This window comes from Streptomyces sp. NBC_00091, from assembly GCF_026343185.1.
In the GTDB taxonomy this organism is placed as follows: domain Bacteria; phylum Actinomycetota; class Actinomycetes; order Streptomycetales; family Streptomycetaceae; genus Streptomyces.
This window is the reverse complement of record NZ_JAPEMA010000001.1, coordinates 5864479-5889132: the sequence shown is the minus strand read 5'-3', so window position 1 is coordinate 5889132 and position 24654 is coordinate 5864479. Positions and strand designations below refer to the sequence as shown.

General features: G+C 73.7%; 20 protein-coding genes. 7 read left to right on the top strand and 13 right to left on the bottom strand.

What is annotated here, in order from left to right; all coding sequences use genetic code 11:
- Nucleotides 1-7: 7 nt before the first annotated feature.
- The 5 genes from OOK34_RS27115 to OOK34_RS27095 all read right to left on the bottom strand — a co-directional run bounded on the left by OOK34_RS27115 (nucleotide 8) and on the right by OOK34_RS27095 (nucleotide 6612).
- Nucleotides 8-3265 carry a TIM-barrel domain-containing protein gene (locus OOK34_RS27115; RefSeq protein WP_267036473.1) on the bottom strand — a complete coding sequence of 1086 codons (3258 nt, stop codon included), beginning with the start codon at nucleotides 3263-3265 and terminating at the stop codon, nucleotides 8-10.
- A 187-nt stretch (nucleotides 3266-3452) separates the two neighbouring features.
- The gene (locus OOK34_RS27110) at nucleotides 3453-4229 is read right to left on the bottom strand and encodes a class I SAM-dependent methyltransferase (protein ID WP_267036472.1); all 777 of its coding nucleotides are present in this window, start codon (nucleotides 4227-4229) and stop codon (nucleotides 3453-3455) included.
- Between the two features lie 78 nt (nucleotides 4230-4307).
- Nucleotides 4308-5261, bottom strand: a complete 954-nt coding sequence (locus tag OOK34_RS27105) for a transporter (protein ID WP_267036471.1) — start codon at nucleotides 5259-5261, stop codon at nucleotides 4308-4310.
- Nucleotides 5258-6196 carry an ABC transporter ATP-binding protein gene (locus OOK34_RS27100; RefSeq protein WP_267036470.1) on the bottom strand — a complete coding sequence of 313 codons (939 nt, stop codon included), beginning with the start codon at nucleotides 6194-6196 and terminating at the stop codon, nucleotides 5258-5260. The genes OOK34_RS27105 and OOK34_RS27100 overlap by 4 nt, the downstream gene beginning before the upstream one ends.
- Nucleotides 6193-6612: a GntR family transcriptional regulator gene (locus OOK34_RS27095; protein ID WP_267036469.1), complete on the bottom strand. Its 420-nt coding sequence runs from the start codon at nucleotides 6610-6612 to the stop codon at nucleotides 6193-6195. Before OOK34_RS27095 ends, OOK34_RS27100 begins: the two co-directional genes overlap by 4 nt.
- A gap of 215 nt (nucleotides 6613-6827) precedes the next feature.
- On the opposite strand from OOK34_RS27095, the gene OOK34_RS27090 reads away from it, so the two are divergent.
- Together OOK34_RS27090 and OOK34_RS27085 are read left to right on the top strand one after the other, a co-directional pair.
- Entirely contained in the window at nucleotides 6828-9047 is a 2220-nt protein-coding gene (locus tag OOK34_RS27090; protein ID WP_267036468.1) for a D-alanyl-D-alanine carboxypeptidase, read from the top strand.
- Nucleotides 9048-9076: 29 nt separating this feature from the next.
- Entirely contained in the window at nucleotides 9077-9580 is a 504-nt protein-coding gene (locus OOK34_RS27085; RefSeq protein ID WP_267036467.1) for a GNAT family N-acetyltransferase, read from the top strand.
- Here OOK34_RS27085 and OOK34_RS27080 read toward each other — a convergent pair whose 3' ends face one another.
- Complete coding sequence (locus OOK34_RS27080) at nucleotides 9581-10153, bottom strand: helix-turn-helix domain-containing protein (RefSeq protein WP_267036466.1); 573 nt, start codon at nucleotides 10151-10153, stop codon at nucleotides 9581-9583.
- Between the two features lie 129 nt (nucleotides 10154-10282).
- On the opposite strand from OOK34_RS27080, the gene OOK34_RS27075 reads away from it, so the two are divergent.
- The 4 genes from OOK34_RS27075 to OOK34_RS27060 all read left to right on the top strand — a co-directional run bounded on the left by OOK34_RS27075 (nucleotide 10283) and on the right by OOK34_RS27060 (nucleotide 14351).
- Nucleotides 10283-11074, top strand: coding sequence for an ABC transporter permease (locus tag OOK34_RS27075; RefSeq protein WP_267036465.1), 792 nt, complete (start codon nucleotides 10283-10285; stop codon nucleotides 11072-11074).
- Nucleotides 11071-11787 (top strand): ABC transporter ATP-binding protein, encoded by a 717-nt coding sequence (locus OOK34_RS27070; RefSeq protein ID WP_267036464.1) that lies wholly within the window; start codon nucleotides 11071-11073, stop codon nucleotides 11785-11787. The genes OOK34_RS27075 and OOK34_RS27070 overlap by 4 nt, the downstream gene beginning before the upstream one ends.
- Before the next feature lie 413 nt (nucleotides 11788-12200).
- Nucleotides 12201-13193 carry an ABC transporter substrate-binding protein gene (locus OOK34_RS27065; RefSeq protein ID WP_267036463.1) on the top strand — a complete coding sequence of 331 codons (993 nt, stop codon included), beginning with the start codon at nucleotides 12201-12203 and terminating at the stop codon, nucleotides 13191-13193.
- A 48-nt stretch (nucleotides 13194-13241) separates the two neighbouring features.
- Entirely contained in the window at nucleotides 13242-14351 is a 1110-nt protein-coding gene (locus OOK34_RS27060; protein ID WP_267036462.1) for an aryl-sulfate sulfotransferase, read from the top strand.
- 22 nt (nucleotides 14352-14373) lie between these two features.
- On the opposite strand, the gene OOK34_RS27055 is transcribed toward OOK34_RS27060, so the two are convergent.
- Nucleotides 14374-15111 carry a hypothetical protein gene (locus tag OOK34_RS27055; protein WP_267036461.1) on the bottom strand — a complete coding sequence of 246 codons (738 nt, stop codon included), beginning with the start codon at nucleotides 15109-15111 and terminating at the stop codon, nucleotides 14374-14376.
- A gap of 266 nt (nucleotides 15112-15377) precedes the next feature.
- Here OOK34_RS27055 and OOK34_RS27050 point away from each other — a divergent pair, with 266 nt between their 5' ends.
- The gene (locus OOK34_RS27050) at nucleotides 15378-16967 is read left to right on the top strand and encodes a phospholipase D-like domain-containing protein (RefSeq protein ID WP_267036460.1); all 1590 of its coding nucleotides are present in this window, start codon (nucleotides 15378-15380) and stop codon (nucleotides 16965-16967) included.
- A gap of 36 nt (nucleotides 16968-17003) precedes the next feature.
- On the opposite strand, the gene OOK34_RS27045 is transcribed toward OOK34_RS27050, so the two are convergent.
- The 6 genes from OOK34_RS27045 to OOK34_RS27020 form a co-directional block, all read right to left on the bottom strand.
- Entirely contained in the window at nucleotides 17004-17393 is a 390-nt protein-coding gene (locus OOK34_RS27045; protein WP_267036459.1) for a hypothetical protein, read from the bottom strand.
- A 354-nt stretch (nucleotides 17394-17747) separates the two neighbouring features.
- Nucleotides 17748-18668: a MurR/RpiR family transcriptional regulator gene (locus tag OOK34_RS27040; protein ID WP_267036458.1), complete on the bottom strand. Its 921-nt coding sequence runs from the start codon at nucleotides 18666-18668 to the stop codon at nucleotides 17748-17750.
- Between the two features lie 134 nt (nucleotides 18669-18802).
- Nucleotides 18803-19603 (bottom strand): hypothetical protein, encoded by an 801-nt coding sequence (locus OOK34_RS27035; RefSeq protein ID WP_267036457.1) that lies wholly within the window; start codon nucleotides 19601-19603, stop codon nucleotides 18803-18805.
- The gene (locus OOK34_RS27030) at nucleotides 19603-20877 is read right to left on the bottom strand and encodes a VWA domain-containing protein (protein WP_267036456.1); all 1275 of its coding nucleotides are present in this window, start codon (nucleotides 20875-20877) and stop codon (nucleotides 19603-19605) included. Before OOK34_RS27030 ends, OOK34_RS27035 begins: the two co-directional genes overlap by 1 nt.
- Before the next feature lie 109 nt (nucleotides 20878-20986).
- On the bottom strand, nucleotides 20987-22180 hold the full coding sequence (locus OOK34_RS27025) for a cytochrome P450 (protein WP_267036455.1): 1194 nt from the start codon (nucleotides 22178-22180) through the stop codon (nucleotides 20987-20989).
- An 81-nt stretch (nucleotides 22181-22261) separates the two neighbouring features.
- The gene (locus tag OOK34_RS27020) at nucleotides 22262-24565 is read right to left on the bottom strand and encodes an ATP-binding domain-containing protein (protein ID WP_267036454.1); all 2304 of its coding nucleotides are present in this window, start codon (nucleotides 24563-24565) and stop codon (nucleotides 22262-22264) included.
- Nucleotides 24566-24654 lie beyond the last annotated feature (89 nt).

Sequence of the window (24654 nt, the reverse complement as noted above, 5' to 3'; positions counted from 1 at the left end):
TGGGGGGTCAGGGGGTAAAGGTCCAGCGCTGGGCGGCGGTGCCGGTACAGGCCGCCCGGGTGAGTCCGGTGCCGTTGGCGGTGCCGGAGCCCGCCGGGGTGAGGCACTGGCCGGCGCTGCGCAGGCTGCCGTCCGGGCCGGGCTGCCAGGTCTGGGCGGGGCCGGCGGCGCAGGTCTGCACGGTGACCTTCGCGGGGTCGCCGGCGTCGAGGCAGACCCCGGCGAGGCCGGTGAGACGGCCGTCGCCCTGGAGGGTCCAGCGCTGGTTCGGGCCGCCGTGGCAGGAGTAGAGGGTGGGTGCGGTGCCCGGGGTGGTGGCGCTGTGCGGGAGGTCCAGGCAGCGCGCGGAGCCCGCGTTGACGAGGGTGGCGTCGGCGGGCAGCGGCGCCGGGCGGCCGGTGAGGGTGATCTCGGCGGCGCTGGTCCAGGGGCCGCGGCCGCCCGCTTCGGTCAGGGCCCGCAGCCGCAGGTAGCGGCCGGTGCGGGGGGCGAAGGCGAGGGATTTCGCCGCCGGGGTGTCGGCGAAGGTCCCGGTGGCGGCCGGGGTGCCCCAGTCGGAGGTGGTGTCGGACACGTGCACCTCGTAGCCGCCGATCCGGCCGTTGACCCCGCCGTCCTGGCGCGGCAGGTAGCCGAGGCCGTCGACGGAGTAGCGGGCGCCGAGGTCGATCTGGATCTCGTGCGGGAGGGGCGCCGGGGTGCCGGTGGACCAGGCGGTGTGCCACAGGGTGGCGGGGTTGCCGTCGAAGGCATTGCGGGCGGCGCCGTTCTCGGCGGTGGTCTCCTGGCTGTCGGCGGAGACCAGGGTCCAGGCCGACTGCGGTACGGGCGCGGAGGTGACGGGGACGGGGTCGGCCGCCGGGACGGTGGCGCCGGTGGCGGTGACGCTGAACGCGCCCGTCTTCGTACCGGTCTTGACCCACAGGACGCCGGAGCGGTCGGCCGGGTCGAAGAACCATCCGGTGGCGGCGGAGTCGTAGGCGCTCTTCGAGGTGAGCCGGGTCAGCGCGGCGCCGTCCACCGTGAGGGCGGAGGGGGCGGAGGCCACGTGGAGGGTGAACTCGTAGCCGCGCGCGGCCTGCTGTCCGGCGTAGCTGCCGGTGGGGGCGCCGACGGAGACGGTGACCGTGCCGGAGCCGGCGGCCGGGGCGGTGACGTCCACGCGCTGGCGGGCGTAGGCCCCGGACTGGTGGGCGCGGGTGCGGCCGTCGTCCTCGTAGAGGCTGAAGGCGGAGGTGCCGCGCGGGTGGATGTCGTAGGTGAGGGTGGAGAGCGGCTTCTCGCCGGTGTGGTTCATCTGCGGCCACATCGGCACGATCGCCCCGCCCTTGACGAAGAGCGGCAGGGTGTCGAGGGGCGCCTGGTAGTTGTTCAGCCAGCCCGGGCCGGCGTACGTCTTGCCGCTCCAGTAGTCGGTCCAGGTTCCGGCGGGCAGGTAGATGCCGTCGCGGACGGAGGTGTCGGAGACGACCGGGGCGACGAGGAAGGAGTCCCCGGCCATGAACTGGCCGCTGGTCTGGTTCCCGCGGGCCACCGGGTCGTCGGGGTACTCCAGGACCATCGCGCGGGTGCTGGGGACGCCGCTCTCGTGGGCGGTGCGGCTCATCGTGTACAGGTAGGGCATCAGCCGCATCTTGAGCTGGAGGTACTTGCGGTTGATGGACAGGTAGGGCTCGGCGAAGCGCCAGGGCTGCTTGTCCTGGTAGCCGGCCGAGGGGTTGGTGGCGCCCCAGCCGGACATGGTCATGAAGGCGGGGGTGAAGGCCTTCCACTGGAGGTCGCGGGCGTACGTCTTGGGGCTGCCGCCGAAGATGCCGTCGATGTCGCCGGAGGCGTAGTTGAGGGCGGAGAGACCCGCGCCGGTGATGGCGGGGACGTGCCAGCGCATGTCGTCCCAGGTGCCGTTGGTGTCCCCGGTCCAGACGACGGCGTTGCGCTGGGTGCCGGCCCAGCCGTCGACGGTCCAGACGTAGCGGCGGGCGTCGGAGTTCTTCTCGATGCCGTCGACGGCCTGCTGGACGCCGTTGAAGGCGTACTTGTAGCCGCTGCCGATCCAGGCCACGTCCGTCTTGACGCCCCGGGTGCCCGCGGTGCCCACCTCGTCGGCGATGGAACCGAGGCCGGTGGAGGTCCACAGGCCGGTCTGGAAGCCCTTGGCCTTCAGGGCGTCGACGGTGGACTTCAGGGGTGCGGTGTAGCCGCAGCCGTAGCCGTCGTTGGGCAGGAACCAGCCCGAGGGCATGTCGGCGGCGCGGGCGTCGGTAGCGTAGCCGACCACGTCGGGGGTGGTCTGGTGGCGCGGGCGGTTGTGGTCGCCCTGGTAGTCGGGGTTGGAGGCGTTGAAACAGTCGGCGTTGCCCAGTTCGAAGCCCCACAGGGGCGCCATGAAGGGTTTGCCGCTGACGTCGGTATAGGCGTCGAGGACGGATTTCAGGGAGTCGCCCGTGAAGTACCAGGCGTCGAAGCGGGTTTCGTCGTGGGTGAGGGCGGTCGGGGCGTTGAAGGCGTACGAGCCGGGGGCCCAGGTGTTGCGCATGACGCCGTAGCGGTTGGTGGACATGTAGAAGGGGGCGGGGCTGGCGTTGTCGTTCTCGCGCCACTTGTTGTCGACGGCCACGGGCACGGTCTTGCCGCGCAGCGCCCATTCGCCGAGGCGCAGGCCGGTGCCGTAGAACTGCTCGTCGGCGCCGCGCGCCAGGTACTGGGTGGTCTTGCCGCCGCCCCAGCTGGTGGGCTGGGTCTCCTGCCAGACGAGGGTGGAGTCGTCGGCGCGGTAGACGGAGAACTGCAGGGGCGATTTGTTGACCCGGATGGAGAGGGCTCCGGTGGTGATCCGGTAGTGGGTGCCGGCGTCGGTGTAACTCGCGTTCACCGGGCCGAAGTCGGTGGTGGGGGCGAGGTCGGAGCCGGCCGGGTCGTTGTTGAAGCCGCCGTCGGGGGAGAGCCAGAGGCGGAAGACGTCGGCGCGGGCGACGACCACGCGGGCCTTGGCCCCGCTGGAGGTGCTGACGGTGAAGGTGCCGCCCGACTGGGACAGGGCGGTGACCGTTCCGGCCGTGGCCGCCGGTGCGGCGGGGGCGGCTGCCGCGCGGGCGGTGGCCGGGCCGGCCGCGGCGAGCCCGGAGGTCGCGAGCGCGGCGGCGAGCAGGGCCGCGAGCAGGCTCCGGCGGCTGCCTTCACGGCGGCGGCGGTCGTGGCGGCGGCTGCCGCGCTCGGGTGGGGGGTCGTGCCGGTCGCGCCTCAGGGACAGTCTCGTCGGACTCATCGGGCAGCTCCTCGTGCGGTCCGGATCGCGGACACACCGCCTTGGCATGCACCCGGCAAGATAGCGGACCGGGGCAGCCTATTTGAAGGAACATGCTTGAAGTAGTCCGGTACCAAGCAAGTTTGAGCACCCGTAGGCCCGGGCAGGGAAGCCGTCGCGGGGCTCCCCTGCCCGGGCCGGGCCGCCGTCAGGCCGCGGTGACGCGGATCTTGGACTGGCCGTGGCCGAGCTTCTCCCAGTCGTCCATGAAGCGGGCCTTCAGCCCGTGCTTGGCCGCGAGGTCGACGAGGGTCCGGGTGCGGTAGTAGAAGTCCTCGCGCAGGACCTGGTGTTCGGCGCCCTCGGTGCGGTCGAAGGTGAAGTCGAACCGGCCGCCGGGCGCGAGTACGCGCTCCACGTGCGCGAGGCACTCGTCGATGATCCCGATCGGCGAGTGGGAGAACACGCTGTGCGCGTGCACCACGTCGAAGTGGCGGTCGGGCAGGAAGTCCAGGGTCAGGTCCTGGGTGATGGTCAGGTACGGCAGCTTGTCCTGAAGTCCGCGCCCGGTCAGTGTCCGCTTGGCCTCGATGAGGATGTCGGGCGAGATGTCGATGCCGTAGTAGTGACCCGCGTCGAGGTGCTCGATGAAGCGCCAGCCCGCGCGCAGGTTGCCGCAGCCGATGTCGAGCATGCGGTGGCTCGGGGCGAGGCCGTGCTCCACGAGGTAGTCGAACTGCATCTTGCCGAGGGCCAGCCAGCGGTCGTGGGTCTGGCTGCCGACGGCCGCCTCCGGGTTGCGGCCGGTGTCGGAGGCCATGACGGCACGGTAGTAGCCCACGTGGTCGGGGTGCTTGAAGCGCAGCCAGCCGTCGCGCGCGGCGCGGCGTACGTACGGGGCGATGCGGGTCGGGTTGCTCAGTGCGTAGCGGACCTTGTGGCCGACGCTGGCGCGGTCGGCGGTGAGGTTCTTCTTGGTGGCCATGAGGGGTCCCCCTGGGGTGCGGACGGAAGGGTGCGGTGGTCGGGCCGCGGGGCCGTCGGATGCCTGACGGTGGCCGCGTCAGGCGGTGCGGCGGCGCAGGACGAGCAGGGTGAGGGCCACGAGCGCGGCCGCGGCGCCGAGGTAGAGGGCGGTGTCGATCCACTGGAAGGTCCAGAACTCACCGCTGGGATAGACCTTGTGGTAGCGCGCGACGAAGCCGTGTTCCGCCATGCACGCCCTCAGCTCCTCGCCGGAGGTCTGGCAGACCGTGTCGATGGAGTGCTCGCGGCCGTCGGGCGTGAGGTAGCCGAACTGCCCGGTGGACCAGGCGCTCCCCACGGCCCGCTTCGGCGTCATACCGGGCGTGATGCGGGTCTCGGGGTCGGTCCAGGCGGTACGGAAGAAGGTCACGAACACCATGGCCGTGCCGATCGCGGCGAAGGCCGCGCCCATGGCGGGCAGGACCCGGCGCACCAGCAGGCCCGCGAGGGTTCCGGCCGCGAGGCCGAACAGGGCGCCCGCCACGGGGGCCGGGCCGGTCGCGTTGTAGATGCCGGCGTCGTGCCAGTAGGGGCCGTCGAGGGTGTTGGCGATGGGCAGCCACCACCAGGCGACGAGGCCGCCGATGACGGCCGCGACGAGCACGGCGACGAGCGCCGCGAGGCCGAACCGGGCCGCGAACCAGCGCCGCGGGCCCACCCCCTGGGTGAGGGCCAGCTTGAACGTCCCCGTCTCCAGCTCCCGGCCGACGAGCGGGGCGCCCCAGAACACGCCGATGAGGGCGGGTACCGCGAGGCCGAGGGTGCCGAGCATGCGGATGCCGGCGGAGTTGCCCTCCATGATCTGGAAGGTGGCGAGGCTCTCGCAGCCTCCGTCCCAGCCCGGACACGGCACCCAGCCGGTGGCGTCGATCAGCTCCGTCATCTCGGAGCGCCGGTACGCCACCAGCGCCGCGCAGAGCGCCAGCAGGCCGAGGGCGGACAGGATCATCAGGCGCTGCTGGCGCCAGGCCAGCCACAGGACGCCCTTCATGCGGCGGCCTCCTTCTCGGCGGCGGGGCGGGGGGCAGGGGCACGCAGGTGGGCGAGCAACAGGGTTTCCAGGGAGGGGGTTTCGGTGATCCACCGCTCGTCCGCCGCGCGGTCGGAGTGCGGCGGGGCGTCGGAGGGCGTGCGGACGAGTGCGGTGACCTGACGGCCGCCGACGGCGGAGTGCACGACGGCGCCGCGGTCGAAGGAGCGGGGCAGTCCGTCGCCCTCCAGCGGGTCGGCCCGGCCGGTGATCCAGGTGTGCGCCGCGCAGAGTTCCTGGACGTCGCCGCAGAGCCGGGCCGCCCCGTCCTTGAGGAGCACCACGTGGTCGCAGACGTCCTCCAGCTCGGCCAGGACGTGCGAGGACATCACGATGCCGGTGCCGTGCTCGGCGGCCTCGGTCATGAGCAGCGCCATGACGTCGTGCCGGGCGACCGGGTCGAGGTCGGCCAGCGGCTCGTCCAGGAGCAGCAGGTCGGCGCGCTTGCCGAGGACGAGGGCCAGCGCGACCCGGGTCCGGTTGCCGCCGGAGAGCGAGCCGATCCGGGCGTCGCGGCGGATGCCCGAGCCGGTGATCAGGCGCTCGGCTGCGGCCTGGTCCCAGTGGCCGCGGTTGAGTTCGCGGCCCAGACGCAGGGTGTCGGCGACGGTGAAGCGGGCGTGGAGCGGCTTGTCCTGGGCGAGGAATCCGGTGCGGCGGCGGGCCCCGGCGGTGCCGGGGGCACCGCCGAAGACGCGTATCTGCCCGCTGGTCGGGCGCAGCAGGCCGGCCGCGAGCTGGAGCAGGGTGCTCTTGCCGGCGCCGTTGGGGCCGACGAGGGCCGTGATGCGGCCTGCGGGCAGCTCGATGTCGCACTCGCGCAGGGCCCAGTGGCCGCCGAACTCCCGTCCGAGCCGGGTCGCTCGTAGCGCCGGCGCGTGGGTCGGATCGCTCACGCCGTTTCCTCTCTCGACTGTCCGGGCCCGGGCCCGGAGGGGTTGAAGCTTTCGTCCACGGCGGCCGCGATGAGCGCCGTGATGTCCTCGCGGTCCAGGCCCGCCTCGCGCGCCTGCGCCATCCAGGCGGCCAGGGCCGGGCGCAGCGGCGAATCGGCCGCCGTGCCGGGGTGGGAGAGCGAGCGGCGGACGAACGTGCCCGCGCCGGGGCGGGGTTCGACGAGCCCCTCGCGCTCCAGCTCCCGGTACGCCTTGAGGACGGTGTTCGGGTTGATCGCGGTGGCCGCGACCACCTCCCGGGCCGTCGGCAGCCGGTCGCCCGGCTCGAGTACGCCCAGCCGCAGGGCCTGTTTGACCTGGGTCACGAGCTGCAGATAGGTGGCGACGCCGCTGCGTCGGTCGACTCGGAATTCCATCGGCTCCACCTCATTCCACTAACACGTTAGTGGAATAGTGCAGACTTGGTGAGGGCTCGTCAAACCGGCGGAGTATGACCGAACCGTCACAGCCCGCACAGGACGGAACGCGGAGGCCCCGTCGGCCATCTAGGTGATCAGCGGGCCGCGGGACGGCCCTCGATGGTGACGGCGGAACCGGCGGAGCCGGGTGTGAACAGCAAGGTGGGGCACGGATGAAGGCGGAAACGGTGGCGGGCGGCGGAGCGGACGAGTCCGCCGGGGAGACCGCGCTGGGCGGTTCCCGTACCGGGCGGGAGGGCGCCGGGGCCGAGACCCCGGCGGCGGAGCGGGAACAGGGCGACGCCGCCGCCGAAGGGGTACGAGACCTCGCGGCCGGCGATCCCGACGCCGCCCGGGCCGACGAGCCGGGCCGCACGGACGCGCCCGAAGAGCCCGGCCCGGACGAGGCGCGGACCGAGACCCCGGACGGGGCGGAGCCGGCCGACGGGGCGGAGCCGGCCGACGGCCCGGAGCCGGCCGACGGCCCGGAGGAAGAGGAACCGGAGCCCGCACCCCGGCCGGCGGACGACGATGCCCCGGCGGGCGAGGACACCCCCGGCCGGCAGTCGCGCACCGAGACCGGCGACGACCGGCAGGAGCCGGACCCGGGCAGCGATCCGGCGGAGATATCCACGCCCGAGAGCTCGGCGACCGACGACCCCACCGACGAGGAAGCCGAGGACGCCGACGAGGTCACCGCGGCCACCCCGGCGGAGGAGCCGGCACCGGTGGACTCCGCCGCCGGGGAAGCCCCGGAGCAGCCGGACGACGGCGACGAGGACGACGAGGACACCGCAGCCGCCCCCGAGGGTGGGGAAACCACCGCCGACCGGTCGGCCCCTGAGCCGCCCGAGGAGGAGCACGGACCGGCGCAGCCCAAGACCGCCGACGGCGAAGCCGACACCCCCGACGAGCAGGAGCGGGAGGGCGCGGACTCCGAGCGGACCAGCGAGTTCGTCGCGCTCAAGGACCTCGACGCCCCCACCGCCGAGCCGAAGCCGAAGCCGGCCCCGAAGCCCGAGCCGAAGCCCGAGCCGGTGGCGCCGAGGCCCGAACCGGCGGTCGTCGAGGCCACCCGTGAAGCCCCGCTGCCGCCGCTCGAGCTGCTGGCGGAGCTGACCAACACCGCTCCCCCGCCGGAGACCCCGCGCCGCACCCTCACGCGCCGCGTCAAGGTGTGGACCCCGATCGTGCTGCTGCTCGGCGCCGCCGTCGCGGGGGCCCAGATGCTGCGCCCGCTCCCCGCCCCGCAGCTCATCGGCGCGCAGACCTCGTACACCCTCGACGGCTCGACCTCCATCCCCTGGCCGGCCAAGGGCCAGGCGGCCGTGCGCGTCGCCGGCTCCGGCGACATCGGCACCTTCGGCGAGCAGAAGCCGATGCCGACCGCCAGCGTGGCGAAGGTGATGACGGCGTACGTGGTCCTCAAGGGTCATCCGCTGCGCAAGAACGACCCCGGCCCGAAGATCGACGTCGACGCCAAGGCGGTGGCCGACGGCACCTCCGGGGACGAGTCCCGGGTCGAGGGGCTCACCGCCGGGCAGAAGTTCAGCCAGCTGGACCTGATCAAGATGATGATGATCCCGTCCGCCAACAACGCCGCCCGCCTGCTGGCCCGCTGGGACACCGGCAGCGACAACGAGGCCGCGTTCGTGGCGAAGATGAACGCCGCGGCGAAGGAACTCGGCATGAAGGACACCACGTACACGGACCCCAGCGGCCTGGACGCCGGCACCGTCAGCACCGCCGTCGACCAGCTGAAGCTCGCGGAGGCGGTGATGAAGGAGGAGGCCTTCCGCGCGGTCGTGGCGATGCCAAACGCCACCATCCAGGGGCTGGCAACGCCGCTCGAGAACAACAACAGCAGCCTGCTCCTCGCCCGCGGCCTGAACATCAACGGCATCAAGACCGGGTCGAGCACCCCCGCGGGCGGGACACTCATGTGGGCCGCGTACAAGACCGTCGGGGGCGGGGACTCGCTGATCCTCGGCACGATGATGGACCAGCACGTGGACGGCCCGGACCCCAACGGCGCGAACAGCCTGGTACTGGTGAAGGAGAACAGCCGCAAGGTCATCGAGGCGGTCCGCACGGCGCTCGGCCCGGCCACCGTCATCCGCAAGGGGCAGCTGGTGGGCCACGTGTCCGACGGGCTCGGCGGGACGACCCCGCTCGTGGCGACGAAGGACCTCACCGTGGCCGGCGTACCGGGGCAGCAGCTGCGGCTCTCGCTCGGCGCCGGCGCCAAGGCGGTGCCGCACGAGGCCAAGGCGGGCACCGAGGTCGGCGTACTGACCGTGGGCGAGGGGGACGGCGCGAAGAGCGTGCCGGTCGCGGTGGGAACGGACCTGACGGAGCCTTCGTTCGGGGCCAGGGTCACCCGTCTGTCCTGAGGCGGATCCCGCTGTGGTTGCATGACCGGATGGACATCCGGCGACGCGAACCCGACGACCTCGGCGCGTGCGTGCGCGCGCTCGCCGAGGTCCACCGCGCCGCCGGCTACCCGGTGGACTGGCCCGGGCAGCCGGCGGGGTGGCTGTCGCCGCCCGCCCTGCTCGACAGCTGGGTCGCGGAGCGGGACGGCCGGATCGCCGGCCACATCGGGCTGTGCCGCAGCGAGCCGGGCGACGCCGCGCCGGGGCTGTGGAGCCTGCGTACGGGGATGCCCGTGGAGGGCGTGGCCGTGATCAGCCGGCTGTTCGTCCCGCCCGCCGAGCGGGGCCACGGGACCGGCGCCCTGCTGATGGCGCGGGCCGTCGGGGCCGCGCGGGAGCGCGCACTGCATCCGGTGCTCGACGTGGTGGCCTCCGACACCGCGGCGGCCGCGCTCTACGAGCGCCTCGGCTGGAGCCTGCTGGAGACCGTCGAGCAGCGGTGGGGGCCGAACCGGGTGGTCGCCGTACGCTGCTACGCCGCGCCCCGGTAATTACGGGTTCGCGATCACGAGCAGGGTACGGGCCGCCGTGCCGCCGCCGGCCAGGGCGCAGCGGTGCGGGAGGTCGCCGCGGTGGTGGGCGCTCTGGCCCGCCCCCAGCAGGAGGGGTTCCTCGCCCTTGACCTCGAGGACGATCTCGCCCTCCAGTACGTAGAGGAAGTCCTCGCCGGGGTGTTCGAACCAGCCGCGCTCGCCCTGGCCGGGCTCGAAGTGGTGCTCGTAGGCCTCCATCAGGGCGCTGCGCCCGCCCGGGATGAGCACCTGCGCCACCTGCCCGGCGGCCTCGCTGACGCGGATCACCTGCGGGTCGCTCTCGTGGCTGACCACTCCCGGCCGGTCCGGGGGCCGCAGGAAGGTCCCGGGCGCCACGTCGAGGGCCTCGGCGATCCGGTAGATCGAGCTGAGGCTGGGCGTGGCCAGTCCGCGTTCGAGCTGGCTGAGGAAGGGCTGCGAGAGGCCTGAGCGGGCGGCCAGCACGGCCATGGAGACCCGGCGTGCCGTGCGGCAGCCGCGGATCGCGCGGCCGACCTCGACGGCTTCGGGCGTGGGTTCGGGTCGGGACACGCTGGCGAACGTACCCCATCGCCCGCGGGGGGCCGGGTGGGCCCGGGAGGTTTCGTACTGCTGCAACAGCCCGTTCATAAGCGTGGTCAATTATTGACCTCACTTATCAACGAGACGAGGAGTGCTCGCGTGCACCCCACCCCCACCCCCACCCCCTCCCCCACGGCCCGGGCCGTCGGCCGGCTCGGGCCGCCCCTGGGCGCGACCGCCGCCGTGCTCGCGCTCTGGTCCCTCCTCGCCTGGTCCGGCGCGGTGGCCCCGGGACTGCTGCCCACCCCGGCCGAGACGGCCGCGGCGCTGGCGGACAGCGCCCGCAGCGGGGTGCTGGCCGCCGATCTGGGAGCGAGCCTGGCCCGCGCCGGGCAGGGCTTCGCGCTGGGTGCGGTCGTGGGCGGCGCCCTCGGTTTCGCGACGGGGTACCTGCCGAGGCTGTCGGCCGCCGTCACCCCGGTGGTCTCCTTCCTGCGGCCCATCCCCGCCATCGCCCTCGTACCGCTCGCGACGGCCTGGTTCGGCATCGGCGAGAGCGCCAAGCGCCTGCTGATCGCCTACGCGGTGCTGCTGGCGGTCTGGCTGTACGTGCACGACGGGGTGTCGCGGGTGCCGGTGTCGCACCTGCGGGCGGCCCGCTCGCTGGGGGCGCCGCTGCACCGGCGGTTCACGGAGGTCCTGCTGCCCGCCGCCGCGCCCGCGCTGCTGGCCGCGCTGCGCTACGGCGCCTCCGTGGCGCTGCTGGCGCTGGTCGCCGCCGAACTGGGCGGCGCGGACAGCGGGCTGGCGTACCGGCTCCAGGTGGACGGCCAGTTCCTGCGGGTGGACCGGATGTTCGCGGGGCTGCTCGTCCTCGGGCTGCTGGGGGTCGCCGCGGATCTGGTGCTGGCCGCCGTGGGGCGCCGCTTCGTGCACTGGAGCGCGTCATGAGCCTGGAGGTACGGCTGGAGGGGCTGTCGGTGGGGTACGGCGGGACCCCGGTGCTGGAGCGGACCGACCTGGTGTTCCCGGCGGGGTCCTTCACCGCGCTGCTGGGGCCCAGCGGCTGCGGGAAGTCCACGGTGCTGAACACGGTGGCCGGGTTCGTCCGCCCCACGTCGGGCCGGGTGACGGCGGGCGCCGGGGCGGTGGAGGGGCCGGGGCCCGACCGGGGCGTGGTCTTCCAGCACTACGCGCTCTTCCCGTGGCGCACGGCGCGGGGCAACGTCGAGTTCGCGCTCAAGCGGCTCGGGCTGCCGCGCCGGGAGCGGCGCGAGCGGGCGCTCGAGGCGCTCGCGGAGGTCGGGCTCGCGGACGGCGCGCACAAGTACCCGGCGCAGCTGTCGGGCGGGATGCAGCAGCGCGTGGCGCTGGCCCGCGCGCTGGCGGCGCGGCCGGAAGTACTGCTGATGGACGAGCCGTTCGGGGCGCTGGACGCGCTGACCCGGACCCGGATGCAGGACCTGCTGCGCAGGCTCTGGCAGCGCAGCGGCACCACCGTGCTCTTCGTGACGCACGACATCGACGAGGCCCTTGCCCTGGCCGGGCGGGTGGTGGTGCTCGGGGCCTCCCCGGGCCGGGTCCTGGCCGACCACCCCGTCCCGCCGGGCCCGCCCGACCCGGCGCTGCGCGCACTGATAGCCCGCCACCTGGACTCCGGCTGAACCCTTGGCCCCGGCCAGACGGAACCCGGGCGCCAGGCCACTCTGACCGCCCGTCACTCCCGCCCGGCCGAACGGCCGCCGCACGGCACCCCCGACACGACCGGGTCCCGCGGCCCGGCCCCCGAACCGTTTCAGACAGCACCAGGGCCCGTCACCTCTGGCCCGGCGGCGCCCGGGCCCTCCCCCGGCCCCGGCGGGTACCGGCCTGCGGGGCCCCGGGGCCCCCCGCCCACCACCCGGACCGGACCTGCTCTCGCTGATCGCCCGTCACCTCGGGCCCGGCCGTGAACCGGAGCCGGGACCGGACCGTACCGGCACCTCGCCGCACCAGGGCCGGGGCCCGGCCCCGGACCGACACCCGTGCCTGCCGCGCCCCGCGGCGCCGGGTTCCTCCAAGGAAGGACACCACCCCCATGCCCAGACCCCGCGCGGCGGCCTTCGTACTGCTGGCCGCCCTGCTCTCCGTACTCGCCACCGCCTGCGCCGGCGGGCCCGGCGGCGGCGACGGCCGGCGGGCCGTGACGCTGGCCGGCAGCGACCAGCTCGGCGGCGCCGCGGTGTACCTCGCGCAGGAGCGCTCGCTGTGGGCCGCCGAGGGCCTCGACGCCACCGTGACCACCCTGCCCACCGGGCGGGACGCGCTGAACGCCGTACTCGGCGGCCAGGCCCGGTTCGGGGTGGTGGGCGACCTGCCCGCCGTCACGGCCGCCCTCGGCGGGCGCGACGTGCGGATCGTCGCCGACCTGTCGCGGTTCTCCGACTGGCGCCTGCTGACCCGTACCGACCGGGGCATCACCGGCTTCGCGGCGCTCAAGGGGCGCAAGGTCGGGGTCCCGCAGGGCACGAACGTCGAGTACGCCCTGAGCCGGATGCTCGGCTCGGCGCAGCTCACCGCGGCCGACGTGACCGTGGTCAACCTGGCCCCGAACCAGGTCGCCGCGGCGCTCGCCCGCGGCGACATCGACGCCGGGGTCACCTTCCCCAGCTTCTACGAAGCCGCCCGCACCGCCCTGGCCGACCGCTACGCCGAGGTCCCCTTCTCCGGCTACACCGCGCGCACCCTGCTGGTCGCGGGCCCCGCCGCCGACGACGCGACGGCGACCGCGGTCCTGCGTACGGTGCTGCGCGCGCAGCGGGCCGCCGAGGCCGACCCGGCCGCCGCGCGGGCGGCGGTGGTCGGCCAGTCCAAGGGGGCACTGCAGCCCGGTTACGTCGAGGCCTTCCACCCCCGTTACGCGTACGGGGCGAGCCTGACCCCCGAGCTGCTCGCGCAGCTGGCCGACGAGGCCGCCTGGGCCAAGGCCACCCAATCCCTGCCCGGCCCCGCCGACGCCCCCGCCCTGCGGGAGCGGCTGCGCCCGGGCCCGCTCAAGGCCGCCGACCCCGGCGCCGTCACCCTCACCTGAACCCCACCCGACCCCACCCGACCCGCACCACACGAAAGCAGGCATCCCATGACCGTCGACCAGAACACCCTGCGCCGCCGCGGCACCGGACTGCGCGCCCACGACCCCGGGCGCAGCTACGGCGGCTACACCCTCTACACGCCGATCACCGGCGACGGCCGGATCCACCTCGTCGACATCGAGGGCAAGACCGCCCACACCTGGAACTCCCCGCACCCGCCGGGCCGCCAGGCGCAGCTCCTGCCGGGCGGCACCCTCTTCTACGCGGCCAAGGACACCTCGGTCCCGACCCTCTTCCCCATCTGGGACGTCTACCACGGCGGCATCTTCCAGGAACTGGCCCCGGACTCCACCGTGCTGCGCGAGGTCCGGCACCCCTTCCACCACCACGACGCATCCGTCCTGCGCAACGGCAACCTGCTCATCACGGTCGTGGAACCGCTGGCGCCCGCGGACGCCGCCCGGATCCGCGGCGGCATCCCCGGCTCGGAGGCCCCGGGCGGGGTGATCTACGGGGACGTGGTGTACGAGCTGACCTGGGACGGCGAGGTGGTGTGGCGCTGGGCTGCCATCGAGCACCTGGACCCCGAGGAGGTGCCGCTGAACCCGCACTTCGCCCGCGAGCACTGGCCGATGGCCAACACCGTGAACGAACTCGCCGACGGCGGGATCGTGGTGGGCTTCCGCAGCGCGTCGACGACGGTGGCCGTGGACCGCGCCGACGGCTCCGTGCGCTGGCGGATCGGCCCGGACGTGCTGGCGCAGCAGCACCATCCGCACGAGCTGCCGGGCGGCACCATCCTGGTCTTCGACAACGGGACCTACCGGGACACGACCTCGGTGCCGTACTCGCGGGTGCTGGAGCTCGATCCGGTCACGGGCGAGCAGGTGTGGTCGTACGAGGACAACCCGCCGCAGAACTTCTACAGCCCGTACATGTCCAGCGCGCAGCGCCTGCCCAACGGGAACACCTTCGTGGCGGAGGGTTCCTTCGGGCGGCTCTTCGAGGTGACCCCGGAGGGGGACGTGGTGTGGGAGTTCGTCGTCCCGGAGTTCGGCTCCTTCAGCCGGGGCACGGGCCTGGAGTCCTCGCGCGGCGCCCAGAACTCGGTGTTCCGCGCCTACCGTTACGGGGCGGACGAGATCCCCTGGCTCTGAGGGGCGCCCCCGGCGGGCCGGTTCAGGACCAGGGCGCCGGGGGCATCCGTACCGCTTCCAGTTCGGTGTCCGCCAGGAGGGCCTCGACGAGCGGTGCGGGACCGGCCACCTTGGAGGCCCACAGGTCGTAGTCACTGCAGACGACCCACGAGTGGTCCTCGGCCCAGAGGTTGGACGGGCTGAAGTCGGCTTCGGGGTAGTCGTAGAGGGCCTTGGCGTCGCCGAGGCGGCCGGCGCGGACGTGGATGTCGTCGAAGTCCCAGGCGGGGAGCGTCAGCGGGCTGTAGTAGGCGAGGCAGCGGGTGTCCGCCCCCTCGGGGCTGTGCCGGAGCAGGATCTCGATCGTCCGGTTCCAGGTCTCTCGGTCCATGCTGCCCTCGGTGGGCCAGTAGATGCCGCGCGCCTGGCCGCCGGCCGCCGCGACCGAGGGGAAGCTGCGGTAGCAGGGCGGCAGCTCCGCGGTGGCGACGGGGTCGCCGGTGCGCCGTGCCAGCTCCGCCCAGCGCAGGCGCCGCCAGCCGGGGCCCGGGTGCTCGGCGCGGCCCAGGCCGTCTTTGGCGACGGCGGGCACGTCGGCCGGGCACTGCCCGTTGGGGTGCTCGTGCTCGTGCTCGTACATGGCGTTGAGCACCCATGCCGCGTCGGGCAGCGCGGGGGGCATGAACCCGGTGAGACCGTCGCCGCACAGTTCCAGCAGCCGGCCGGTGGCACCGGCGGGCGCGGGCGGCCAGTGTGCGGCGTCAGGGGTGGGTCCGGACATCCGGCCATGATCGCACCCGGTGCCTCCCGCCCAACGCGGAGGGACGGATTCCACCCGTCGGGTTTCGGCCACGCGGGCCGGAGCGGGTGACCGGACGCCGCCGGGCGGGGCCCGGACGCCGCCGCGCGGGGTGGCCGGAAGCAGACCACGCCCTGGTGAACAGAGGGCTACGGGCTGGTAACTTGCGCGAGTTGATCAAGGCCGGGGCCCGGTTCTCCGCGGTGCCGCCCGGCCGGAGCCACCCCCCATTTCTCCAAGGAACCACATTGGCACGCACCGTCCGCACGACGGCCCTCACGCTCACCCTCTCCTTCGCCCTGCTCCCCGCCACGCCGGCGTTCGCCGACGCGGCGCCCACCCCGCACCTGGACTCCGTGGAGCAGACCCTGCGCCAGGTGTCCCCCGGCCTGGAGGGCTCGGTCTGGGAGCGCACGGCCGGCAACCGCCTCGGCGCCTCGGCCCCCGGCGGCTCCGACTGGCTGCTCCAGACGCCCGGTTGCTGGGGCGACCCGTCCTGCACCGAGCGCCCGGGCTCGCGCCGGCTGCTGGACAAGACCCGGGAGGACATCGCCCAGGCCCGCCAGAGCGTGGACATATCCACCCTGGCCCCCTTCCCCAACGGCGGCTTCCAGGACGCGATCGTGGCCGGCCTCAAGGAGGCCGTGCAGAAGGGCAACCGGCTCCAGGTCCGGATCCTGGTGGGCGCCGCGCCGATCTACCACGCCAACGTGATCCCGTCCTCGTACCGCGACGAGATGGTGGCCAAGCTGGGCCCGGCGGCGGCGAACATCACCCTCAACGTGGCCTCGATGACCACCTCGAAGACCGGCTTCTCCTGGAACCACTCCAAGCTGGTGGTGGTGGACGGCGGTTCGGTGATCACCGGCGGCATCAACAGCTGGAAGGACGACTACCTCGACACCGCTCACCCGGTGAACGACGTCGACCTCGCGCTGTCCGGTCCGGCGGCGGGCTCGGCCGGCCGCTACCTCGACACCCTGTGGGACTGGACCTGCCGCAACAAGAGCAGCTGGAGCAGCGTCTGGTTCGCCTCCTCCAACGGCGCCGGCTGCCTGCCCACGCTGCCCCGGCCCGCCGCCCCGGCCGGTGGCGGGGACGTCCCGGCCCTCGCGGTCGGCGGCCTCGGCGTGGGCATCCGCCAGAGCGACCCCACCTCGGCGTTCAAGCCGGTGCTGCCGACGGCCCCCGACACCAAGTGCGGCATCGGGGTGCACGACAACACCAACGCCGACCGGGACTACGACACGGTCAACCCGGAGGAGAGCGCCCTGCGCGCGCTGGTCGCCAGCGCGAACAGCCACATCGAGATCTCCCAGCAGGACCTCAACGCCACCTGCCCGCCGCTCCCCCGCTACGACATCCGGCTCTACGACACCCTCGCCGCGAAGCTGGCGTCCGGCGTCAAGGTCCGCATCGTCGTCAGCGACCCGGCGAACCGCGGCGCGGTCGGCAGCGACGGCTACTCCCAGATCAAGTCGCTGAACGAGGTGAGCGACGCGCTGCGGGGCCGCCTGACGGCCCTCACCGGTGACGAGCGGAAGGCGAAGGCGGCGATGTGCCAGAGCCTCCAGCTGGCGACCTTCCGCGCCTCGGACAAGGCGACGTGGGCGGACGGCAAGCCGTACGCCCAGCACCACAAGCTGGTCTCGGTGGACGACTCGGCCTTCTACATCGGCTCGAAGAACCTCTACCCGTCCTGGCTCCAGGACTTCGGCTACGTCGTCGAGAGCCCGGCCGCGGCGAACCAGCTGAAGGACTCCCTGCTGGCGCCGCAGTGGAAGTACTCCCAGGCGACCGCGACGTACGACTACGCGCGCGGCCTCTGCCAGGCCTGACGGCCCGGCGGTCCGGCGGGCGGACGGCGTCCCGGGTCAGCGCTTGCGCTGGCCCGGGGTGGCGCTCAGCAGGAGCGCCTCGGAGACCAGGCGGGCGCCCCGGGACAGGCGGCCGAGCTGCTCGAGCTCGATGGCGTACATCCTGATCGTGTTCTCGATGACCGACTCGGCGACACCCATCGTCGGCAGGTCGGCCCGGCTGGTGTGCAGGGCGACGCGGACGGCGCGCATCTCGTGCTGGAGCTGGAGCTGTACGTGCCGGGCGAGGAGGGCGTGGTGACGGGTCAGTGTCAGATAGCCGCCGTAGCGGGCCGGGAGGAGGTCGCGCAGCCAGCGGGTGGCGGTGCGTTCCCAGTCGTGCGTGCCGGGCGCCTTGACCTGGAGGGGCCAGTCCGGGCTGCGCGTGAGGGTGGCCGTCTGGGACATTCTCGTCACTTCCGAGGGGTGTCGAACTCTGATCGAGACACTGCTGGTGGGCGGCCTCGGCCCAGGGGTTGACCGAGGCCGCCATGGGCGCTCCTCCGGGGGATCCGCAAGCCCTGACTCGGCACCCGGTGCCGCCGTGAGGAGGATCGGCGTACTGGGTGTCCGTTCGAGGTGGACGTGGGGTCGCCCGCCTTGGCGTCTGAGGGATCCGGAGCGCCGCCGTCAGTAAACATATATACCGTCGAGTAAGCAAGGGTATGAAAAATTTCATGCATGCCCTGGCTCTGAATATCCCGAGGCGATTCGTGGTTCACACCGGATTCACAGCGGGTTCACAACGGGTGAAATCTGGCCCTACAGGAAGAAACCGTGCTGGTCGGCGGCCTGCTCGTACTGTTCGAGCCGCGCCTGGGTCCGCTCGGGGTCCGCGTCGGCCATCGCCTGGAGCAGGGCGGCGGAGAGCATTCCGGGGGCCGCGTACGAGTCGAAGACCAGCCGCGAACCGGTGCCGGCGGTCAGCACCACGTCGGCCGCCTCCACCAGCGGCCCCACGGTGGGGTCCGTGATCAGCACGACGCGCAGCCCCGTGCTGCGGGCCGCCCGCAGCGCGGCCAGCGTCTCCTTGGCGTGCCGGGGCATGGCGAAGGCCAGCACCCAGCTGCCGCCCGCCGCCCGCGACTGGAGCAGGGCGTCGTAGGCCACGCTGCCGCCCCGGGTCACCAGGCGGACGTCGGGGTGGATGCGGCGGGCCGCGTAGGCGAAGTACTCCGCGAGGGAGACCGAGATCCGCAGGCCCAGCACGGTCAGCGGGACGGAGCGGGCCAGCTCGCGGCCGATGCCCAGCACCTGGTTGGTGTCGGCGAGGAGCCGGCGTACGTTCTCCAGGTTCTCGATCTCGGCGTCGACGGCGGCCTGGAGCTCGTTGTGGCGGATCTGCTCCCTGCTGTCCGGGGTGCCGGCCACCGCGGACAGCGCGATGGGCTGGAGCACCTCGCGCAGGGCGGGATAGCCGCTGAAGCCGAGGGAGGAGGCGAACCGGGTCACCGACGGCTGGCTGACGCCGACGCGCTCGGCGAGCTCGGTGATGGAGAGGAAGGCCGCCTCGGTGAGGTGGTCGATCAGGTACTGGGCGATCCGCCGCTGGCCCGGCGAGAGGCGGTGGCCGTCGAAGAGCGCGAGGAGCCGGTCGGCCGGCGCCTTCTCCTGCTCCGGGGGGATGGCTCCGCTCGGCGTGATCGCGGCCGCCTGCGCGCGTGCCTGCTGACCCGATGACACCGGGGGCCTCCTTCTGACGTCACTCTCCCCCCAACATAGCCCACGCTCCGTGTCCGGAAGATCATTTGGTCCCGGGGTCCCGTATGGCGGGATTCCGACGGTGCCGCCGCGCCTTCGGGCGCGGCGGCACCGGTTCACTGCTGGGGCCGGGAGGGGCGGCCCGAGCCGCGGGTGAGGGAGTACCCGTAGATCCCCGCGAGGGCTCCGAGCAGGCCTCCGGCGGCCGTCCACAGCCAGCGGTCGGACCACCAGCCGCCGGACCAGCCGTCCTCGGGGGCGCGCGCGGCCCGCTGCTCCTGCGTGGCGCCGGAGATCCCGGGGACCAGGGGTTCGGCCAGGGCCGCGTCCACGGCGTGGGCCCCGCCCTGCTCCCGCACGTCGGCCTCGACCTGCGCCCGTACGGGCTGGCCGAGGTCCTCCTCGGGCAGGGCCACGACCGTCAGGCGGACGTAGTAGCTGCCCGGGAGCGGGTCGTTGGACCACGTCTCGGCCCCGGAGCGGACCGTGCGCAGGGTGCAGGAGAGCTCCACGGTGGCGGCCTCCTTGGCCGCCGCCGCGCTCTGCGTGCCGTACGCGCAGGGCTGCCGGCGGCGCAGGCCGTCGTACACGTCGAGCCGCCAGGTCGAGGCGCCGTGCCGGGCGGCGGGCGCCGGGAGCGTCACCGCGGCCCGTACGGTGACCCGTTGGCCCGTGTCGGCGGGGAACGCCCAGTAGAGGTAGTCGCCCGCCGACCCGGCGGCCGTGGCCTTCTGGCCGGGCCGGAAGAGGGCCGCGGTACGGAAGCCCGTGCCGGCCTCGGTCGGGGCCTGCCCGTCCTTCCCGGTGCCCGCGCCCGCGCTCGGGGTGGGGCTCGGGGCCGCGGTGGCGGCGGCCGCCGGGGCCAGGAGCGCGGCTCCGGCCAGCAGAGCGGCGGTCAGGGTGCGTACGGTACGCATCAGTTGGTCCTCCAGACGGAGATGCGCCAGCGCGAGATCCAGCCCCAGACCAGACCGGCCAGCAGGCCGGTGAGCGCCAGCAGGCCGATCAGCCACCAGCCCCGGCCGAGGCCGAAGGAGGCCACGTCGGAGGCCTCGTCGGGGCCGTCGACCAGGTCGATGGTCAGCTCGACGGGCATACCGGGGGCGGTCTTGACGGCCGGGCCCGCGGAGAAGGAGTTGCTCACCTGGAGGCAGACGGTCTCGGGCGCCTCGGCGGCGTCCCCGTCCGCCCCGTCGAGCTCCGCCTTCGGGTAGCGCAGACCGGTCGAGATCACGTCCGTACGGCCGTCCCCGGCCTCGGATCCGCGGACGATCTCCCGCCCGTGGACGGTGGTCGCGCGCAGCAGCACGCCGTAGTCGTTGTTGACGGCCCGGTCGGCGCCGATGCTCACCGAGGCGCGCAGCTCCTGGCCGGGGCGCACGTCGACGCGGTACCAGCGGTGCTCGCCGAAGCCCTCGCGGTCGCTGTAGAGGCCGGCCTTCAGCTGCGGGGCGCCCTGGCACTGCTTGGCGCCCTCGGTGGCCACCGGAGTGGCGACGGGGTCGGCGGCCCGGTCGACCAGCTGTCTGACCCTGCCGGAGAGTTCGGCGGTGTGGGTCACCGAGGTGTACGTGCCTCCGGTGGCCTCGGCGATGCAGGTGAGCTGGGCGCGGGTCTTGGCGTCGGGGACGAGGCCGAGGGTGTCGATGACGAGGTGGATGCCCTTGGCCGCGATCTCGCGGGCCACTTCGCAGGGGTCGAGCGGGGCGCAGGTGTCCTCGCCGTCGGTGATGAGGACGATCCGGCGGGTGGCGTTGCCGCCCTCCAGGTCCTGGGCGGCGGCCTGCAGGGCCGGCCCGATGGGTGTCCAGCCGGTGGGGGCGAGGGTGGCGACGGCGGTCTTCGCCTCGGTGCGGTTCACCGTGCCGACGGGGTAGAGCTGCTTGGTGTCCTTGCAGCCGAGCGCCCTGTCCTCGCCGGGGTAGGTGGCGCCCAGGGTCCTTATGCCCAGGCGGACTTCGTCGGGCACCGCGTCGAGGACCTCGTTGAAGGCCTGCTTGGCGGCGGCCATACGGGACTGGCCGTCGATGTCGGTGGCGCGCATCGAGCCGCTGACGTCGAGCACGAGGTCGACCTTGGGCGGCTCTTTCGCCGGTCCGTCGGCAGCGGCTGCGGTCGCCGGGAGGAGTCCCGCGGTCAAGGCGACGAGCAGGCCCAGGGCCCGGGCCGCCAGCCGTTTTCTTGTGATCATCGCCGGATCGTATTGAGGATCGCGTACCAATCCAAAACGCGTACCGGCAGCTGGTGTCCGCCTCCGCGGGGCGGCAGCACGGGGGCGTGCCGCCCTGCGGTGACGGCGGCTACCAGCGCAGCGGAAGCCGGCTCGCGCCGTGCATCAGGCTGCCCGGGAGCCACTCCAGGGGACCTCCGTCCGGGTCCACCGCGAGGTCCGGGAAGCGCTCCAGCAGGCCGCGGATCGCGATGCGGCCCTCCAGCCGGGCCAGCGGGGCGCCGATGCAGAAGTGCAGCCCGTGCCCGAAGGCGAGATGGCCTCCGGGGGCCCGGCGGATGTCGAACACGTCGGGCTCGGCGAAGCGGCCCGGGTCCCGGCCGGCGCCGGACAGCGAGGCGAGCACGACGGACCCGGCTGGTATGACCACGCCGCCGAGCTCCACGTCCTTGGCGGCGTAGCGGTAGGTGGCGTTCTGCACGGGGCCGTCGTAACGGAGCATCTCCTCCACGGCCCCGCCCAGCAGCCCGTCGTAGTCGGCGCGCAGGGCGGCGAGTTGGCCAGGGTGCGCGAGCAGGGCCCGTACGCCGTTGGAGATGAGGTTGACGGTGGTCTCGTGGCCGGCGACCAGCAGCAGGAAGGCCATCCCGATCAGCTCGTCGGGGGACAGCGAGTCGCCGTCCTCGTCGCGGGTGCGGATCAGCGCGCTGAGCAGGTCGTCGCCGGGGGACTTGGCCTTGTCGGCGATGAGTTCCGCGAGGAAGAGGCTGAGCTGGACGTGCGCGTCGACGTTCGTGGCCTCGGGGCGGGGCGCCACGATGTCGTTGGACCACTGGCGGAAGCGCTCGCGGTCGAGGTCCGGGACACCGAGGAGTTCGCAGATCACCGTCATCGGGAGCGGGAAGGCGAGGGACTCGATCAGGTCGGCGGAGCGCTCGGGGCGGGCGGCCATCGCGTCCAGCAGTTCGTCGGTGATCTGCTGGACGCGGGGGCGCATCGCCTCCACCCGGCGGGCGGTGAACTCCCGGGCCACCAGGCGGCGCAGCCGGGTGTGATGGGGCGGGTCGGACTCCAGCATGTTGGCGTTGGAGGCGCTGGGCTCGATGTCCGGATACAGCCCGGAGGCGCGCCAGTCCTTCAGCAGGTCCGGGTGGGTGAGGGCCTGGCGGGCCTCTTCGTACCCGACGACGATCCAGTACGGATCCTCCTCGGGCATGACGCCCCTGACCTGGTGCACCGGCCCCGCGGCGCGCAGTGCCGCGTAGAAGGAGTGGGGGTCGGAGTCGAAGTCTGGGGTGCTGGAACTGATGTCAACTACAGGCATTCGGCCACAGTACGACGGCCAAAGCCCCCTAGAGACGGGCGAATCCGGCCACACATCGGCTGGGTGGCCGGTCCCTTGCCCTCAGGCGGCCGGCCCTTCGGCCAGTCGATCGGCCAGTCCGTCGGCCGGCCCGTCGGCCAGGCCCTCGGGGAGCCGGCCGGTGTGCACCACCCCGAGGTGCTGGGTGGCCCGGGTGAGCGCGACGTAGAGGTCACTCGGCTGGAGGTCCGCCGGTTCGGCCACGATGACCGTGTCGAACTCCAGCCCCTTGGCCTGGCGCGCGTCCAGCAGGACCACCGGCCGGGTGAGGTCGGGCTCCTCCCCCGCCCGTACGCCGGGCAGCGCGGCGGCCAGGGCCGGGTGCAGGGGGCGCGGGGCGATCACCGCGAGCCGGCCCTCGGCCGGGGCGCTGTCGCGCACGGCCCCGGCGACGGCGCCCGCGAGGTCGTCGCCGGCCGCGCGCACCCAGGGCCGTACGCCCGTGGAGCGCACCGAGCGGGGCGGTTCGAAGCCGGGCCGGTGGGGGCGCAGCACGGCGGCCGCCACCTCCATGACCTCGGCGGGCGTGCGGTAGTTGACGCCGAGCCGTACCTGCTCCCAGCGGTCCCCCACGTACGGGTCGAGGATCTGCTTCCAGGAGCCGCAGCCCGCCTCGTCGCCGGTCTGCGCCGGGTCGCCGACCAGGGTCATGGAGCGGGTCGGGCAGCGGCGCATGAGCAGCCGCCAGGCCATTTCGGACAGCTCCTGCGCCTCGTCGACGATGACGTGCCCGAAGGCCCAGGTGCGGTCGGCGGCGGCGCGTTCGGCGGTCGTGCGGTGGTCGGCCTCCTCCTGCCGCTCCGCCATGCGCTCGGCGTCGATGATGTCGTGGGCGGCGAGGTACTCGCTCTCCATGTCCTCGAACTCGTAGGACTCCGAGCCCTGGGAGAGGTCGAGAACGCCCTGGGCGTAGGCGATCCGCTCCAGCCGGTCGCGCTCGGCGGCGGCCCGCCGGGCACTGTCGTCGACACCGAGGAGCTCGGCGGCCTCGTCGAGGAGCGGGATGTCGGCCGGGGTCCAGTCGCCCGAGGTGCGGCGGATCAGCTCGGCGTCCCGCGCGGGAAGGTGGGTGGGGTCCGCGAGGAAGTCGGCGATCAGCTGCTCCGGGGTGAGGTGCGGCCAGAGGACGTCGATGGCGGCGTGCACCTCGGAGCTGGTGGCGATCTCCTTGCCGAGCTGTGCGATGTCGTCCGGGCCGAGGAGGTTGGGGCCGCCGTAGGGGTCGGCGCCGAGCCGGTCGGCGAGCTGCTCGGTGAGGGCGTCGATGACGGCGAACGCGAAGTACGGGCGGGCCTGGTTGTGGGGCAGGGCGGTGGCGCGGGCCCGGTCGCGGGCGGCGTGGGCCATGGTCCGGTCCAGCAGGAGGGTGCCGTAGTCGTCGTGGTCGATCTCCAGCGCCGGTTCGGGGACCACGGCGCTCTCCTCGCCGCTGCCGGCGGGTACGCCCTCGGGCAGGGTCTGCCGGTCGGCGACGACCCTGGCGAGGACCTCGGCCATGGCCGCGCGGCCCTTGACGGCGGCGGCGCCGGGGCGGTCGGTGCCGGTGGCGTGCAGTCCCGGGTACAGGTCCCCGGGCGAGGCGAGGAGCACCCCGGTCTCGCCGAGGGCGGGCAGTACCTCGCCGATGTAGCCGAGGAAGGCGGGGTTCGGGCCGACGATCAGGACGCCCCGGCGGGCGAGGAGCTCGCGGTGGGCGTAGAGGAGGAAGGCGGCGCGGTGCAGGGCGACGGCGGTCTTCCCGGTGCCGGGGCCGCCCTCCACGACGAGGACGCCCTGGTGGGGCGAGCGGATGATGCGGTCCTGGTCGGCCTGGATGGTCCGCACGATGTCGTGCATGCGGCCGGTGCGGGCGGCGTCGAGCGCGGCGAGCAGCACGGCGTCCGCGTCGGCGCCCTCGTACCCGGTGCGCTCGGTGTCGGCGAGGTCGAGGATCTCGTCGTGGAGGGCCGTGACGTCCCGGCCCCGGGTGGTGATGTGACGCCGGCGGCGCAGGCCCATCGGGACGTGCCCGGTCGCGAGGTAGAAGGGGCGAGCCACCTCGGCACGCCAGTCGACGACGAGCGGGGTGCGTTCGGGATCGTCCTGCCGGATACCGATTCGGCCGATGTGGTGGTCGCGGCCGTCGGTGAACTCGAGCCGGCCGAAACACAGGCCGTGCTCGGCCGCGTTCAGCGCGGAAAGCAGACCGGACTGCTCGGCGACGAGGACATCCCTTTCCAGCCGCGCCTGGAAACCGCCGCCGCTCGCCCTCAGGGCGCCCCGCACGGCGCGTTCGGCCTGGTCCCGCAGGTCTTCGAGGCGCGCGTAGAGCTCCGTGATGAATTGCTGCTCACTCTGGAATTCCATGTTTGACAATTTCGCTCCCTGCGCGATACGATGTCCCCGTAAAGCTTCCTCACGCCCTCATTTAAACGAGAGCGTGAACCATTGAATAT

Bases quoted from the DNA above. Each gene is read 5' to 3' on its own strand.
- OOK34_RS27115 (WP_267036473.1), bottom strand. From the start codon at position 3,265: ATGAGTCCGACGAGACTGTCCCTGAGGCGCGACCGGCACGACCCCCCA.
- OOK34_RS27110 (WP_267036472.1), bottom strand. From the start codon at position 4,229: ATGGCCACCAAGAAGAACCTCACCGCCGACCGCGCCAGCGTCGGCCAC.
- OOK34_RS27105 (WP_267036471.1), bottom strand. From the start codon at position 5,261: ATGAAGGGCGTCCTGTGGCTGGCCTGGCGCCAGCAGCGCCTGATGATC.
- OOK34_RS27095 (WP_267036469.1), bottom strand. From the start codon at position 6,612: ATGGAATTCCGAGTCGACCGACGCAGCGGCGTCGCCACCTATCTGCAG.
- OOK34_RS27090 (WP_267036468.1), top strand. From the start codon at position 6,828: ATGAAGGCGGAAACGGTGGCGGGCGGCGGAGCGGACGAGTCCGCCGGG.
- OOK34_RS27085 (WP_267036467.1), top strand. From the start codon at position 9,077: ATGGACATCCGGCGACGCGAACCCGACGACCTCGGCGCGTGCGTGCGC.
- OOK34_RS27070 (WP_267036464.1), top strand. From the start codon at position 11,071: ATGAGCCTGGAGGTACGGCTGGAGGGGCTGTCGGTGGGGTACGGCGGG.
- OOK34_RS27065 (WP_267036463.1), top strand. From the start codon at position 12,201: ATGCCCAGACCCCGCGCGGCGGCCTTCGTACTGCTGGCCGCCCTGCTC.
- OOK34_RS27060 (WP_267036462.1), top strand. From the start codon at position 13,242: ATGACCGTCGACCAGAACACCCTGCGCCGCCGCGGCACCGGACTGCGC.
- OOK34_RS27055 (WP_267036461.1), bottom strand. From the start codon at position 15,111: ATGTCCGGACCCACCCCTGACGCCGCACACTGGCCGCCCGCGCCCGCC.
- OOK34_RS27045 (WP_267036459.1), bottom strand. From the start codon at position 17,393: ATGTCCCAGACGGCCACCCTCACGCGCAGCCCGGACTGGCCCCTCCAG.
- OOK34_RS27035 (WP_267036457.1), bottom strand. From the start codon at position 19,603: ATGCGTACCGTACGCACCCTGACCGCCGCTCTGCTGGCCGGAGCCGCG.
- OOK34_RS27030 (WP_267036456.1), bottom strand. From the start codon at position 20,877: ATGATCACAAGAAAACGGCTGGCGGCCCGGGCCCTGGGCCTGCTCGTC.
- OOK34_RS27025 (WP_267036455.1), bottom strand. From the start codon at position 22,180: ATGCCTGTAGTTGACATCAGTTCCAGCACCCCAGACTTCGACTCCGAC.
- OOK34_RS27020 (WP_267036454.1), bottom strand. From the start codon at position 24,565: ATGGAATTCCAGAGTGAGCAGCAATTCATCACGGAGCTCTACGCGCGC.